This window comes from Pseudomonas sp. C6002 (assembly GCF_013385805.1).
In the GTDB taxonomy this organism is placed as follows: Bacteria; Pseudomonadota; Gammaproteobacteria; order Pseudomonadales; family Pseudomonadaceae; genus Aquipseudomonas.
Window position 1 is genome coordinate 123,466 of record NZ_JACAPH010000013.1, and the last position, 13,912, is coordinate 137,377.

Consider the following 13,912-nt stretch of genomic DNA (forward strand, 5'->3'; position numbering starts at 1 on the left):
CATGATCGTTAAAGCAACACATAAGGTGCGTGGACGGCTGATGCTTGCGCTGTTGTGCGCAGTATTGAGCTGCCTTTCACAACAGGCGCAAGCGTTGGTCGAAGGGAATCTCAACTGCACAGTGCCAGGCGTTCCGAGCGGCGGCTACACGTTTACACCGGGCCAGGCGATCAGGATCGTCTTCGAGGGCACGTGCACCGTTCGCCGCGCATTCCCCTATTCAGCCGGTTTAAATACGCGAATCAACTACATGAGCGGCCCGAATCAAGCCCCGTTGAGATGGTCCGACCCGTATAACAACATCTATTTATACGATCTGAATATCGGCCAATACAGCCGCAATTGCCTGGGCGGCTACTGCCGGCCTCTACCCCTTAATACTGTGGTGCCTTACCGCTACATTCTGGTGGGCACAGCACCCCAAACTGCAGGCACACGTTGGATAGGGGTGTTGCTGGGCGTTACCTCGGAAAACTGGCTGGGTTATGGCGAGTGGTTTCTTAACACAGGGTTTTCATACACCGTAGTCCCGCCTGCCTGCAGCCTGAGTTCACCCGGCAGCGTCAACCTGCGCTTCGGCTCTATCAGCAACAGCGACATCAATAACCAGATGCAGTCGACCACAGTGTCAATTAAATGCTCGGCGCAGATGCGAGCCAACGTCTACCTGCTTCCAAACCAGACGGTAGTCAGCCCTACTACCGGTGTGACGCGCACCTCGCTGGCAGGTTTGAACATGCAGGCGCTGTGGACCGACACCCTGAACCCGGTGAACTTCACTACCCCACGCTTTATGCAGTTACGCGTGGGCAGCAATGACGTAAACCTGAGCTTCAAGCCACAACTGGCGGCCGGGCAATCACCGACGGGTGCGTTTCAGAGCCAATACACGCTGAACATCGACTATCAATGAGGGCCTTGCCATGAAAACTCCACTGCTCGCCCTGATGCTGCTCAGCAGCACCGCTCACGCTGCCGACGTGGTGAATATCACCGTCAGCGGCACCCTCACCCGCCCACCGTGCGTATTGAGTACCGGCACAACCCTGACCGCCGCATTTGGCGACGTGCGTACTGACCAGGTGGCGACCACCGGCACTGTGGAAGTGCCGGTGCGCTTGAAGTGCTCGTCGGGTTCTTCGCTAAATGTCAGCTTCACGTCCAATAACGGCACCTACACCTCCACCGTGGCCAAGACCACGGCGGATAACCTCGGTGTGTCGTTGCTGTGGGCGGACAACACGGCGGCAAATCTCAATGGCACCGTCAAGAAATACACCAACCTCAGCGGCGACGTGGATATCAGCCTCAAGGCGCAACTGGTCGAACGCGGCACGCTGGCGCCGGGCGCGTTCACCTCGTCGATGGTCATGACCCTCAATTACCTATGAAAGCGCTCGCCTGGATGCTGCTGGCCGTAGCCAGCACCGCCCTTGCGCAAGCGGCGGAAGAAGCGCAGATCGACGTCAGCGGCAAGCTGACCGCACCGCCGTGCACCGCAAGGTTTCCGAGTACGCAACAGGTGGACCTGGGCAAGGTCAACCTCAACCAGTTGGCCGACGGCAGCACCGTCGCCACCGATGTGCCGCTGGTCTTCGACTGTCAGGCGGGCGCTCAGGTCGAGCTGAGTTTGTCGGCGGGCATGGCCCGGGCCCTCACCGTCAGCCCGGTGCTGCTCACCAATCTCCCATCCCTGGGGTTGCAGGTGCAATTGCGTGACAAGACCGACAAGCCGGGGATCGGCCTGGGCCAAACCGGCACCTGGCCGGTAGAAGACGAACCGTTGGCGCTGACCCTGCGCGTCAAGCCCGTGTCCCTGGGCGAGCTGCCCGAGGCGGGTAGCTACAAAGCCACCCTGTTGATGCAGATGACGTACCGCTGATTACTGAAACTGCCGGGCTTCGATGCAATAGGTCAGCAGCGCCTGGTCACTGTCCACCTCCAGCTTGCGCATGGCCGAAATCTTCTGCGCGCTGACGGTCTTGTTGCTGCGGCTCAACTGCCGCGCGATATCGCTCACGCTCATGCCCGTCACGAATAAACGCAGCACTTCCATCTCCCGTGGCGACAGGCTCTGGAAGCGCGCCTGCACCTGGGTCACATTGGCCAAGACCGAAGTCGCGGCGGGCTCCGGTGCGCGGTAACTGCGCTGGGCACTGATCGCGCCGAGGGCCTTTTCGATCTCGCCGTGCAGGTGGTTCTTCTGGATCACCCCGGCCACACCCAATTCCTGCAAGCGGGTGAGAATCAGGCTGTTGGAAATCATGGTCAGCACCAGCACCTGGGTCGCGGGAAAGTGACGCAGGATGTACTCGATCAGCTTCAACCCATCGCCATAGGTGTCGTCACCCGGCATGTTGAAATCGGTGATCAGGACTTGCGGCCGGTGCTTGCGCAACTGCTCGATCAGTTGACTGGAACTGACCGCCTCGCCCACCAGGCTGTAGCGTGAATCACGCTGCACAATTTCGCGCACGCCCACCAGTACGATCGGGTGGTCATCGGCGATCACAACGTTCATTTCTCGCATTCTTTATCTTCCTTGTAATGGGCTTTCATCAAGTTTGCGACTCTGCCAGCAAGCACTGCGCAACCGCTGTAAGCCGTGCGCACACGCCTCGAATCTGCGTGGTGGCGTATGTATCCAGCGGTGCGTCGTACAGGGTGTTCTCCCATGCCTGACAAGCGCTGGACAGTTCCCCGGCACGCACACTGGCCAGCGCGCCGTTGAGGCTGTGCAAACGCTCACGTACGAGGGTGGCATCGCCGGCCGTCAGGCCTTGTTCGATCTGCTGCACATCCACCAGCAACGTGTCGGCCATCAGTTGGCGCATGGCCGGGGAAAGCTCGATCCAGCCTTCACGGTCCCGGTCCACCTGCACCACCGGCAAGGCCGTGGCCCGCCGGCAGTGCGCCATTAACGCCTGGCGCAGCATGCTCAGGCTCAGCGGTTTGACCACCCACGCGTTCATGCCCACCGCCAGGCAACGCTCGCCCTCCTCGCGCAGGGCATTGGCGGTGACGCCGATGATCGGCACCTGGACGCCTTGTTCACGCAACGCGCGGGCCAGGTCGTAGCCGTTGAGGCGCGGCATATTGATGTCGGTGATCACCAGGTCGAACGGCTGCGAACCCCAGATTTGCAGCGCATGCTCGCCGTCACGCGCTACGGTGGGGTGGGCGCCAAGGGCCTCGAGCTGTTCTTGCAGCACGGCCTGGCTGACCGGGTTGTCTTCGGCGACCAGCACGCGCACGTTCAGGCACGGTGCGTCCAGGCACGGCGGCATCGGCGGTTGTTCCGCAGAGGGCAGGGTTTCCTGAAGCACCGGCAAGGTGATGAACAGCGAAAAACTGCTGCCCAACCCTGGCTCGCTGACCACGCGCATGCTGCCGCCCATCAACTCACTCAAGCGCGAGCAGATAGACAGGCCCAGGCCGGCGCCATTGCCGTCCTGGTCGCCCGCTACCTGATAAAACGGCTTGAACAACTGGTCCAGCGCCTTTTCCGGAATGCCCACGCCGGTGTCAGTGACCTGCCATTGCAGGGTCACTTTATCGTCAAGTAGTTGCTGCACCATCAGGCGCAAACGCACGCGCCCGGAGTCGGTGAACTTGATCGCGTTGCCCAGCAGGTTATGCAGGACCTGCCGGATGCGGCCAGCATCGCCAAGCAGTTGCGGCGGTAGCAGCGGGTCGATCTCGGCATCGATCTGCAAGCCTTTATTGCGCGCGGTCGCGCTGAACGCCAACACCGATTCCGCCACCAACTGGCCCGGGCTGAACGGCGCCGCTTCCACGGCCATTTGCCCGGATTCGATTTTCGATACATCCAGTACGTTGCTGATCAACTGGAACAGCACAGTGGACGAACCCTGGATAATTTCCAGGTAGTGGCGCTGGCGCTCGCTCATGTCGGTCAGGGCCATCAGTTCCAGATTGCCGAGCACGCCGTACAGCGGGGTGCGGATTTCATGGCTCATGGTTGCCAGGAACACGGTTTTGGCCTCGTTGGCTTCGGTGGCTTCCTGGCGCGCCTGGGTCAGCAACTGGGCTTCGTCCACGTGTCGGGTGATGTCGTTGCAGCCGCAGAGGAACACGTCCTCACCTTCGTACCGCGCCGCCACCACCACGACCTGCAAGTACCGCCCCTCCACCGCCAGGCACATCTCGCCGGGGGTATCCGGGCCATCGTTGGCCTTGAGCACGTCGAGCAGCGGTGCGGTGCCCTGCAATTGCAGCGCGCGCTGGTTTTCCAGGAGTAACTGGTGATCGCTGCGGCGCACTACGCACAATCCCACCGGGGCGTTGTGCAGCATGATGCGGTTGAATGCCTCGCTCTCGAACAGACGCTCCTGCGCGCGTTGCGCCGGGCTGACGATGCGGGTCTTGTACCAATGGTTGATCCACCAGCCCAGCAGCACGGCCGCCAGAAACGTCAGGCCAAGGCCCAGCAGCGGCCATTTGGCGTAGCGCAGGAAATCCTGATAGCTGATGGCGTACAGGCCGGTCCAGTGCTCTCCACCCTCGCTGAGCATCTTAAAGCGCAAACCCTGGCTGTTGAAGCTCAGGCCCAGGGGCGCCATGTGTTCATCGCCGAGGCTGCCGAGCAACACGTCGCCCTGGGGCGAGATCAGGGTGAACTGGTTGTAGACCGACAGTTGCAGTACTCGCTCGATTTCGTCGACCTGCGAGGTGTCCACCACCGCCGCCAGCGTGAGCAGGCCCTGAGGCTGATTGGCCGGCAATACGGCGGCAGGCGCGTCGAGGCCGATCATCGCGACCACGCTGCGGCTGTTCTGGTACAACTGCGGCGGCGCACGCATCCAGCGCACGCGGCTGTCGGTCAGCAGGAGGCTTTGGCTCTGTTGCAGTTGCTGCAAGCGGCTCACCACGTCGCGGTACTGCTCGCGCAACAATGGCTGGTGCTGGCGCAAGCCGCCCACGCCGGGCACGGCCAGGCTGGCGACGGCATTGGGGGTGAACACGAACAGCTGCGGCGAGGCGTAAAACGAGCTGGCCCAGTAGCCGCCGTAGTAGTCAGTCAGTTGCACGCCAAACGCCAGTGCCCGGCGCGTGTCATCCGCCGAGAACGTCTCGGCGTGGGACAAGGTGAAGGGTAGCGACATCGCAAACCCCTTGGCCTGCAACACCACCTGCCCGCCTTCGTGCTGCAACTCCACCACCGAGGTCGACTGCACGGCCGGCAGCGGCGGCGCGTTGCTGCGGCTGTAGCCACTGGCCACGTTGCGCAGGAACGCCTCGTGCTCATGGATGATCTCCACCACGCGGGCGAAGTGGAACTCGACCTTTTCCTGTTCAGCGTCGAGCAACCGCGACACCGCCCAATAGCAACTGCTGGACAGCAACAAGGCGAGCCCCGTGAGCAATAACAGGGCTTTGTTCAAGCGTTGAGAGCTTTGCGCCAGCTTGTCCAGGCGCAGACTTGCATGTTTCATCGTCAGTACCGCAGAAGCCTGAATCAGGATATGGGGCCTATGCTTGATCCCGGCATTGGCCAATAACGCCCGGCTGACCGGGCGACCCTTCCTTCGGGCTTCTTGACTGTGTGACCCTGGCCACTCACATAAGTGCTGGCGCAGGGCCATCCTCGATTAACAGGGCGCTGAATTTTTCCGCCGCCACGGCATGGGAGATCAGGAAACCCTGCACCTGATCGCAGCGGATACGCCGCAACATCGCCAGCTCCGCCTGGGTCTCGGCGCCCTCGGCGATGGTGGTCAGCCCGAGTTTGCGGCCCAGCTCGACAATGCTTTGCAAGGCCGACGCCAGGCTTTCGTTCTCGGCACAGCCATGCACCAGTGACCGGTCGATCTTGACCTCGTTGAACGGCGTCGACACCAGGTTGAAGTAGGAACTGAACCCCTTGCCGAAGTCATCCTGCGCCAACCCAAAGCCCATCATGCGCAAGCGACATGCTCCAGCGTAGTAGTTACTGGGCAGCCGTGTGGTGGAGCTTTCCATCAATTCGAAGGTAATTTGCCGGGGTTCGGCGTCGCGGCTTTGCACCTGGGCAAGCAGGCGGTCGACCAGGTCGCTCTGGTCGAGCAAATGCGTGGGCAGGTTGATCGACACCGGCAGCCGGTAACCGAGTTGCGCCCACTGGGCCTGGGCGATGAGGGTTTGGCCGAGAATGCAGGTGAGCAAGCGGGTTTCCAGGTCAAGGCGCTCGATGTCGTCAAGAAACGCGCCGGGCATCAATAACCCTTCCACCGGGTGCACCCAGCGTGCCAGGGCTTCGGCGCCCACGATGCGCCCGTCATGCAGGGATTTTTTCGGCTGGAACCACGCCTGGATTTCACCATTGGCCAAGGCGCGCTCAAGGTTCTCCCGGGCATGGCTGACACCCCGGTGGCAACACGGCGTGCGCGCCTGCTCGGCGAGTTTGTCGAGGCAATCGCGCAGGGTGCGCACCTCGCGTTCGCGCACCGGCTTGGAGATTAGCCCGGCGACGGTCAGGCCGAGGTTCCCGGCCACCTGCCCGGCGCCCACCAGCATGCGCCGCGACGCCACGCTCATCAGCGCCAGCGCAGGCGGCGCGTGCATGCGGGCCAAGTGCTGGATCAGTTGCACACCGTCCATCCCCGGCATCATCAAGTCGCTGAGCAGCAGATCGTAGCGCTGTCGGGCCAGGCGTTGCAGCGCGGTGGCGCCATCCCAGACCACATCGACGTCAAACCCGCCGATGGCCTGGAAGACGTTGATCAAGTACTCATGCTGGAAAGGATGGTCTTCCACGATGAGTACGCGATAGGCGCTCAAAGCACCCTCCTCTGATAGCGATGCAGGCACTGGTAGAGGGCGCGCAGGGTGAACGGCTTGACCAGGCAATGATCCATGCCAGCGTTCAGGCAGCGCTCGGCTTCGTCGAGCATCGCGTTGGCGGTGGCCCCGATGATCGGCAGTGAGCAACCCAGGCGACGCAGTTGTTCGGTGAGTTCATAGCCGTTCATGCGTGGCATGTTGACGTCGGTGAGAATCATGTCGAACGCGGTATCACCCCACAGTGACAGCGCTTCAATGCCGTCGCCGGCCAGCACCACGCTGCAGCCGAGCTCTTCCAACTGGTCGCGCAGGATCAACTGGTTGATCAGGTTGTCTTCGGCCACCAGCAGGCGCAGGTTGAGGCTGAACTCGGTGGGCTTCTCGCTGATCCTCGGCGACAACAACTCTTCGCTGCCCTGGGCGCGGCTGACCGCGCGGTTGAGCGCCTGCAGGTTGTTCAGGCCGATCTGCCAGGGATAAGCGCCATGCTCGTCGACCGCGGCCATCACCCGCGGCCCGGACCAATGCAGCAACTGGTCGGGCTCGGTCGGGCCGGGATACAGCTCGACCAATACCGCGCCGGGGTCGGCCTCGGCGGACTCCGGCGCACCGAGTTGCGCGCGCGCGCCCCAGCGACGCAACCAGCCGCCAACACTTTCCGCCAGCTCACGCACCGGCGACACCACATACACCCGCTCGCCGAGCAGCGGCTGCGCCCAGGGAGCCTGGTCGTCGTCGTTGACTTGCTCCAGCGGCAAGGTGAAGGAAAAGCTGCTGCCCAGGCCCGGTTCGCTGACCACCCGCAAGGTGCCGTTCATCAAGTGCATCAGGCGCTTGCAGATCGACAAGCCCAGGCCGCTGCCGGCGACCACATTCGCATTGCCGCTGACCTGGAAGAACGGCTCGAACAGGTACCGCTGGTCTTCCTCGGCGATGCCCTTGCCGGTGTCGACTATCTGCCACTGCAACATCGTGCGCTCGCCTTCACGGCTTTCCAGGCGCAGACGCAAGACAATCCGGCCGCTTTCGGTGAATTTCAGCGCGTTGTTCAGCAGGTTATTCAGGATCTGGCGGATGCGTGTGACATCCCCGCTCACGTGGTCGGGCAACTGCGGGTCGAGGCAGGCGAACAACTGCAGGCCCTTGCTTTGGGCGGCGCCTGCGTAGCCCTGGATCACTTCCTGCACCAACTCGATCGGTGAGAACGTGCTGAACTCTAGGGACAGTTGTCCCGCTTCGATTTTCGACACGTCCAGCACATCGCAGATCATTTGCAGCAAGTTCGCCGACGAGCCCTCGATGGCATTCAGGTAGCCACGCTGCTGGCTGTTAAGGTCGGTGCGCGCAAGCAATTCCAGGGTGCCCAGCACGCCATACAATGGCGTGCGGATTTCATGGCTCATGGTTGCCAGGAACAGGGTCTTGGCCTCATTCGCCGCGTCCGCCAGCGTGCGCGCCTGCTGCAGGGCCAACTCCACCTGCTTGCGTTCGGTGATGTCGCTGAAGGCGCAGATCAGCACCTCCTCACGCTGGTAACGGGTTGGCGCGAAACTCAGGTACAGGTGACGACCGTCGGCCATTTGCAGCTCGTCGGTGCTGCTTTGTTCCGACTCATCGAACGCGCGGCGAATCCAGCCGTGACACAGTTGCTGGCGCTCGTGGCCGTTGCCCAGCCATTGCCGGGACAGGGGGTTTTCCAGCACTACCTCGCCGTCGCTGCGGCGCAGCACGCACAAGGCCACTGGCGCGATGCGAATCACCGCGCTGCTGAATGCCTCACTCTCCACCAGCGCTTCGATGCGATTGGCTGCCGGGATAATCAAACGCTGATCGATGCGCCGCACCAACCGCACCATCAACAAGCTGGCCGCTGCGCACAACAGCAGGCACAGCAGCAACGGCATGGCCAGGCTGGGCAACAGTGAACTCAGCTCCAGGCTGTAGACGATCTGCCACTGGGAGTAACCCAGGTGCTTGCGAATGGCCAAGCGATCCGGCAGCCAGCGGCTGCCTTCCCAACCAAAGCTGGCCGTGGCGTGATACTGGCGCAGCACCTGCGCAGCCGAGGGTTGATGAGGCGTGCTGCTGAAAATCAGCTGCCCGGCGCCGTCAAGCAACATGAAGTCCCCGGCTTTTTCATGCTGCAGGGCGTTGATCAGGTCCGGGCCGTCCACCTCCAGCCCGAGCCAACCCGACGTGGGGCTACGGTCATCGAGGCGGGTGAAGATGTATAGCGGTGAATCCAGGCGGCTCTGCTCAGTCAGCCACAACTCATCGCTGACCGAGACCTTGCCGGTGTCCACCGCCATCAACCGCTGCAATACCGGCTGCGGCACATTCTCCGGGGCCGCCCCAACGGTAAACAGGCGCTCCACCACCGGCTCGGCGCGCTGCGCGACGTAGATCAGGTTGACCTGGTTGACCTGCAGGTAATCAAGCAGGCGCCTAGTCAGCCAAAGGCTCCAGATATTGCCCGCCTCGCCCAAGGTGATGTGCAACTCTTCGGCCGGCACATTATTGAGGTTGCCCACGGGTGGCGTGACATGACGAACCGTCGACAGGCCGAGGCTTTTGAGCAGCGTCTGGCGGCTGACAAAAAAACTCTGCGCATCGGAAATCGCCTCATTCATATAACTGCGCCGTAGCGAAATTTCCTCATTCAACGCCGCACGCAAGTAGCTGTAGGCACCCACATACACGCCGAGCACCAATGCCAGGGCAAACAGCCGCAACAACTTGCGCGCGGCCTTGGGCGTCGAAAAAGAAGAGTCGAGTGGTTGCAGGAAATGTTTGAGCTTCATCGCCAAAAGAGTAAGCGTGGCGAGAGGGTAGTTGAATAAGACGGATCTCAAAGCCCCGCACTGCTTGCGCCGATGGAACTCTCGCGCAACACGCTGTTCTAGACACCTTCGTCGCTGCTTGCGTAGCATCGGCGGCTGTCCTTCGTGCACTTCATCAAACAGAGTTACCCATGACTATCCAGCAAACACCCGGGCACGTGCTGCCCGCGCGCAGCGCCGCCAAAATGGAAGCGGCCATGGCCGTGGGCGCCTTTGCGATCGGCACCGGCGAATTCGCCATCATGGGGCTGATGCCCGACATCGCCCACAACCTCAATCTCAGCGAACCGCAAGTGGGCCACGCCATCAGCGCCTACGCGCTGGGCGTGATGGTCGGCGCCCCGCTGCTGGCGATCCTCGGCGCCAAGTTGCTGCGTAAACACATGCTGCTATTGCTGATGGGCCTTTATGCCCTGGGCAACCTCGCCACGGCGTTTACCCCGACCTTCGGTTCGCTGGTGGCTTTCCGCTTTATCAGCGGCCTGCCCCACGGCGCCTACTTCGGCATCGCCGCCGTGGTCGCCTCCAGCATGGTGCCCAACGACAAACGTGCTGGCGCCGTCGCCCGCGTGATGATGGGCCTGACCCTGGCCATGCTGCTCGGCAACCCCATCGCGACCTTCCTCGGTCAACACTTTGGCTGGCGCTCGGCGTTCGCGCTGGTCAGTGCTATCGCCCTGTGCACCATCGCGCTGGTCTGGCAATTCGTGCCGGATCGCCACGACGAACCCCGCAGCGACCCGCGCAAAGAACTGCGCGCTTTCACCAAACCGCAGGTGTGGATGGCGCTGTCCATTGGCGCTATTGGTTTTGCCGGGATGTTTTGCGTGTTCAGCTACCTGGCGCCGACCATGCTCGAAGTGACCAAAGTCTCGCCGCAGTGGATCCCCTTCGGTCTGGCCGCGTTTGGCGTAGGCGGCATCATCGGCAACATCGCCGGCGGCAAGCTGTTTGATCGCCTGCAATTTCGCGCAGTGGGCTGGATTATGGTGTGGTCGATGGCCGTGCTGATCTTCTTCACCTTCGCCGCGAGTTCGCTGTGGGGCGTACTGCTGGGTATTGGCCTGGTCGGCACCATGATCGCCATGGCCGCGCCGCTGCAAATCCGCTTGATGGACATTGCGCATGAGGCACCGAGCCTGGCGGCGGCGTCCAACCACGCGGCGTTCAACCTGGCGAATGCGCTGGGGCCGTGGTTCGGTGGGATGGCGATTACGGCGGGGTATGGGTGGACCAGCACGGGCTACATTGGCGCGGCTACGGCGCTGGTAGGCTTGGGCATCTACCTGATCGCCCGACGTATGAAAGGCGGTCACTAAAGCCCTCCCACGATCCAATGTGGGAGCGGGCTTGCTCGCGAAAGCGGTGGGTCAGTCACTGAGTAATTGACTGCCCCACCCGCTCAGTCAGTCATCATGCATCAACCCCGAACCATACTCCCCGTAACTGCTCCCCAGCGCGTTGCCGCCAAAATTCATCTTGGCGGCCTTGCTGGGGCTGTGGTCGCCAAACGCTTGGCATCCCCCTGAATAACAAGGGTCGCTGCTCAGGTCGCTACTCATGCCAGATGAACCCGACGAACAAGCGGCCAAGAGCAACGTGCCTGCGACCATCACGACTTTGACGAGATTGGAGATCATTTTTTCAGTTCCCTTTGGGCTTATGGGCTGAGCGTAGGCCTCAATGCCGGTGAGAATTATGAAACTTTGCCGTAGGACAGGATCGGTTCAGGTTGATGTCGTTTTGGCGACGAATTATCCGGGCACATATTCTGATTGGCGATATAAACGGTTAGCCCCTACATATTAAAGCCGACCAGGCATCAATTTAGATGAGCCTGCGGCCTACGTAGAGGGAAGCTCAATAATGGCTAAAGACGAAAAAACCAGTGAAAGCGTCGCTTCAAAAGCAGCCAAGCTGCTGGCGGATCCCACCACTCCGCCGGATGTGAAATCTGTGGCGGCTTCGGCGCTGACTCAGGCGCCCGACAAAAAGAAAAAATAAGCTGAAAACCGTGCCAGGGTGGCTGGAGCTCTGGCACTGGCCACCACGGCACCACGCCCATTCCTGTTAAACTGTCCGCCCTTCGCCTTATCCATCTCAGATCCTAATGTCCTCACCTATAGCACCAACGCCATCGTTCTCCCGTCGCTTCTCCGTTGCTCCGATGATGGATTGGACATATTTTTTCTTAACACCCCTTTATTTCAAAGCCCACACCGCAACGAAAAATCTTACGTACCACATTTGTACCAACGCTGCATGATCCTCGCTTGGCATCTGCTTCCATTCCGCTACTCATAGTGGCATCGTGCCTACCTTAGATGGCTATGAGTTCGCGCCGGTGAGCACTGATGGCTAACAGGGATTGAAGCAGAAGACGGAAGAGAATCCGTAGGAGGCGATATGCCAGCATCAACAGACCCACTGTACTTAGATTGGCAGTTTTGGTCCGTACTCATTGCGGCTTTAGCAATTGTCTTATCACAACTTCCTCCCGTGCACTTATTGCTTCGACCTAAAAGGCTGGAGGTTGAGGTTCATAGTAGAATTCAGATAGCTCACAAAGTAGGAAACCCTAACGTCGGAATGTTTGTAAGCGTCAGAAACACCGGCGGACGCGATCTAAGAATTCGCTCGCTACAAACTTCAGTCTCTAGAGATGGCGTATCAATCGGCGTATTTCCGGCTCAAAACTACTACGAAACTCCCTCATCGAAAACCTCTGTCCTTTTCATTCCATTTTCACTAAAGCCAGGTGAAGCGTGGGATCACGGAACTAACTTTTTGACTTGGTTCGATCGCAGTACTGAAAAACTTTTTCGTGAAGGCCAGGCGGCGCTAATTAAAGACATTCGAAATAAAATCAATGCCCGCGCAAAAGACAGCGATCAACCAGTGATTGCAGATCCTGAGTTAATTAAGCCCTTCCTTGAATTATTCAACCGTTTATTTATTTGGACGCCCGGCGAGTACGTAGTAAATCTTGAAGTCCTAGCCGAGCCACAATCCGCATCATTTAGTAAGAAATACAGATTCACACTATATGAGTCTGACTCGACAGAACTCAAATCCCATATAGAAGACTACAAGTTCGGCGGCGGCATCTCTTACGAAGTGGATCACCACGTAGCAATATTAGCTCCAATAACTTCACATGAAGCATGAAGCGCATACGCATATATCGCAGCTAACTAGACAGTATCGCAATGGAAATACGCTATCGAAGTAAGTGATTTTTTAACTTTTGCCTGATAGGGAATATTACATGGACGCCCCCAAAGTTTTTGTAAGTCACGCCAGTGAAGACAAGTTAGGTTTTGTCATGCCATTTGCCGAGCGATTAATATCTAATGGAATAGATGCGTGGGTTGATAAATGGGAAATCAAAGTTGGCGACAGCCTCGTCAAGAAAATCTTTGAAGAAGGGCTTGGGGCTGCTCAGGCCGTAATAGTTGTACTTTCAAAACATAGCGTAAATAAGCCTTGGGTTCGCGAGGAGCTTGATCTCGCGGTTGTGAATAAAATCAGTGAAGGCACGAGGATCATTCCGGTTGTACTGGACGATTGCGAAGTTCCTCAAGCACTGAAATCTACAAAATGGGTGAGCTTCAAAAACTCTTCCACTTACGAAGATTCATTTAATGAAATAGTAGCCACTATATTTGGCGCTTCTGATAAGCCCCCCCTTGGTAGTCCGCCTTCTTATGTTACTCAATTCAAAGCTGGCGGCGTTGCTGGTCAAAACAACATTGATAGCTTAGTAACTAGGTTGGCGTGCGAAGCTGCGCTGAAAAGCGGACACTCGATGGTCGGACCTGAAGCATTTAAAAAAAATGGCGAGTTTGTAATTCCGGAACAAACGTTAAGAGACTCTTTAGAATATCTCACTGAGTATGGCGCTATAAATTGGCAGCAAGATCTTTCGGGGTCATTGCGCGGAGTTTCCGTTAATGATGCTGGATTCGAACTCTACGCGCGAGAGCATGTGCCATCCTATGCGGAACATACACGCGCACTGGTCTCTTTGATTGTCAACTCCGGCATAAGAAGCAATTCAGATTTGAAAGAACAACTGAAGATTAGTCCATTTCTGGTTGACCATATTTTAAGAACTTTAAGGGATAGTGGAAGTATCCGCACAACATGGTTTATAGGCGGAGAGTGTTCTATTGACCATGTTTCAGCCTCCTTGCGACGAACGCTAAGCTGATATTACACCCCGGTGGATTCGGATATAAAAAATAAGTATTCGGGTCGCCTGGTTAACGCGCTGGATTTTCAACTCA

At 59.1% G+C, this 13,912-nt stretch carries 12 protein-coding genes; 7 read left to right on the top strand and 5 right to left on the bottom strand.

All coding sequences use genetic code 11. The features are described 5' to 3' along the window. Position 1 precedes the first annotated feature (1 nt). Genes HX817_RS08085 through HX817_RS08095 form a run of 3 tightly spaced genes read left to right on the top strand, consistent with a single transcriptional unit; the run spans position 2 to position 1,882 of the window. The gene (locus tag HX817_RS08085) at positions 2–913 is read left to right on the top strand and encodes a fimbrial protein (protein ID WP_256348246.1); all 912 of its coding nucleotides are present in this window, start codon (positions 2–4) and stop codon (positions 911–913) included. A gap of 10 nt (positions 914–923) precedes the next feature. Beyond that, positions 924–1,391, top strand: a complete 468-nt coding sequence (locus HX817_RS08090) for a fimbrial protein (protein ID WP_003218898.1) — start codon at positions 924–926, stop codon at positions 1,389–1,391. Next, complete coding sequence (locus HX817_RS08095; RefSeq protein WP_003218900.1) at positions 1,388–1,882, top strand: fimbrial protein; 495 nt, start codon at positions 1,388–1,390, stop codon at positions 1,880–1,882. The genes HX817_RS08090 and HX817_RS08095 overlap by 4 nt, the downstream gene beginning before the upstream one ends. On the opposite strand, the gene HX817_RS08100 is transcribed toward HX817_RS08095, so the two are convergent. From HX817_RS08100 to HX817_RS08115, 4 genes are all read right to left on the bottom strand, one after another. After that, positions 1,883–2,530 carry a response regulator gene (locus tag HX817_RS08100; protein WP_017477281.1) on the bottom strand — a complete coding sequence of 216 codons (648 nt, stop codon included), beginning with the start codon at positions 2,528–2,530 and terminating at the stop codon, positions 1,883–1,885. It abuts the gene before it with no gap. A gap of 28 nt (positions 2,531–2,558) precedes the next feature. Then, the gene (locus HX817_RS08105; protein WP_087693699.1) at positions 2,559–5,456 is read right to left on the bottom strand and encodes an ATP-binding protein; all 2,898 of its coding nucleotides are present in this window, start codon (positions 5,454–5,456) and stop codon (positions 2,559–2,561) included. Between the two features lie 124 nt (positions 5,457–5,580). Continuing rightward, on the bottom strand, positions 5,581–6,780 hold the full coding sequence (locus tag HX817_RS08110) for an EAL domain-containing protein (protein WP_102368407.1): 1,200 nt from the start codon (positions 6,778–6,780) through the stop codon (positions 5,581–5,583). Next, on the bottom strand, positions 6,777–9,584 hold the full coding sequence (locus HX817_RS08115; RefSeq protein WP_008437634.1) for an ATP-binding protein: 2,808 nt from the start codon (positions 9,582–9,584) through the stop codon (positions 6,777–6,779). The genes HX817_RS08110 and HX817_RS08115 overlap by 4 nt, the downstream gene beginning before the upstream one ends. A 170-nt stretch (positions 9,585–9,754) precedes the next feature. Between HX817_RS08115 and HX817_RS08120 the strand changes: the two genes are divergently transcribed. After that, the gene (locus HX817_RS08120; RefSeq protein ID WP_003218910.1) at positions 9,755–10,942 is read left to right on the top strand and encodes an MFS transporter; all 1,188 of its coding nucleotides are present in this window, start codon (positions 9,755–9,757) and stop codon (positions 10,940–10,942) included. Positions 10,943–11,029: 87 nt separating this feature from the next. On the opposite strand, the gene HX817_RS08125 is transcribed toward HX817_RS08120, so the two are convergent. Then, complete coding sequence (locus HX817_RS08125; RefSeq protein WP_003218911.1) at positions 11,030–11,263, bottom strand: hypothetical protein; 234 nt, start codon at positions 11,261–11,263, stop codon at positions 11,030–11,032. 226 nt (positions 11,264–11,489) lie between these two features. Here HX817_RS08125 and HX817_RS08130 point away from each other — a divergent pair, with 226 nt between their 5' ends. The 3 genes from HX817_RS08130 to HX817_RS08140 all read left to right on the top strand — a co-directional run bounded on the left by HX817_RS08130 (position 11,490) and on the right by HX817_RS08140 (position 13,836). Beyond that, positions 11,490–11,627 (top strand): hypothetical protein, encoded by a 138-nt coding sequence (locus tag HX817_RS08130; RefSeq protein ID WP_167410166.1) that lies wholly within the window; start codon positions 11,490–11,492, stop codon positions 11,625–11,627. Between the two features lie 402 nt (positions 11,628–12,029). Continuing rightward, positions 12,030–12,791, top strand: coding sequence for a hypothetical protein (locus tag HX817_RS08135; protein ID WP_177040086.1), 762 nt, complete (start codon positions 12,030–12,032; stop codon positions 12,789–12,791). Positions 12,792–12,891: 100 nt separating this feature from the next. Then, positions 12,892–13,836 (top strand): toll/interleukin-1 receptor domain-containing protein, encoded by a 945-nt coding sequence (locus HX817_RS08140; protein WP_177040087.1) that lies wholly within the window; start codon positions 12,892–12,894, stop codon positions 13,834–13,836. Positions 13,837–13,912: the final 76 nt, after the last annotated feature.

Excerpts from the sequence above, each read along its gene's own strand:
- HX817_RS08085 (WP_256348246.1), top strand. The coding sequence starts at position 2 with ATGATCGTTAAAGCAACACATAAGGTGCGTGGACGGCTGATGCTTGCG.
- HX817_RS08090 (WP_003218898.1), top strand. The coding sequence starts at position 924 with ATGAAAACTCCACTGCTCGCCCTGATGCTGCTCAGCAGCACCGCTCAC.
- HX817_RS08095 (WP_003218900.1), top strand. The coding sequence starts at position 1,388 with ATGAAAGCGCTCGCCTGGATGCTGCTGGCCGTAGCCAGCACCGCCCTT.
- HX817_RS08100 (WP_017477281.1), bottom strand. The coding sequence starts at position 2,530 with ATGCGAGAAATGAACGTTGTGATCGCCGATGACCACCCGATCGTACTG.
- HX817_RS08105 (WP_087693699.1), bottom strand. The coding sequence starts at position 5,456 with ATGAAACATGCAAGTCTGCGCCTGGACAAGCTGGCGCAAAGCTCTCAA.
- HX817_RS08115 (WP_008437634.1), bottom strand. The coding sequence starts at position 9,584 with ATGAAGCTCAAACATTTCCTGCAACCACTCGACTCTTCTTTTTCGACG.
- HX817_RS08120 (WP_003218910.1), top strand. The coding sequence starts at position 9,755 with ATGACTATCCAGCAAACACCCGGGCACGTGCTGCCCGCGCGCAGCGCC.
- HX817_RS08125 (WP_003218911.1), bottom strand. The coding sequence starts at position 11,263 with ATGATCTCCAATCTCGTCAAAGTCGTGATGGTCGCAGGCACGTTGCTC.
- HX817_RS08130 (WP_167410166.1), top strand. The coding sequence starts at position 11,490 with ATGGCTAAAGACGAAAAAACCAGTGAAAGCGTCGCTTCAAAAGCAGCC.
- HX817_RS08135 (WP_177040086.1), top strand. The coding sequence starts at position 12,030 with ATGCCAGCATCAACAGACCCACTGTACTTAGATTGGCAGTTTTGGTCC.
- HX817_RS08140 (WP_177040087.1), top strand. The coding sequence starts at position 12,892 with ATGGACGCCCCCAAAGTTTTTGTAAGTCACGCCAGTGAAGACAAGTTA.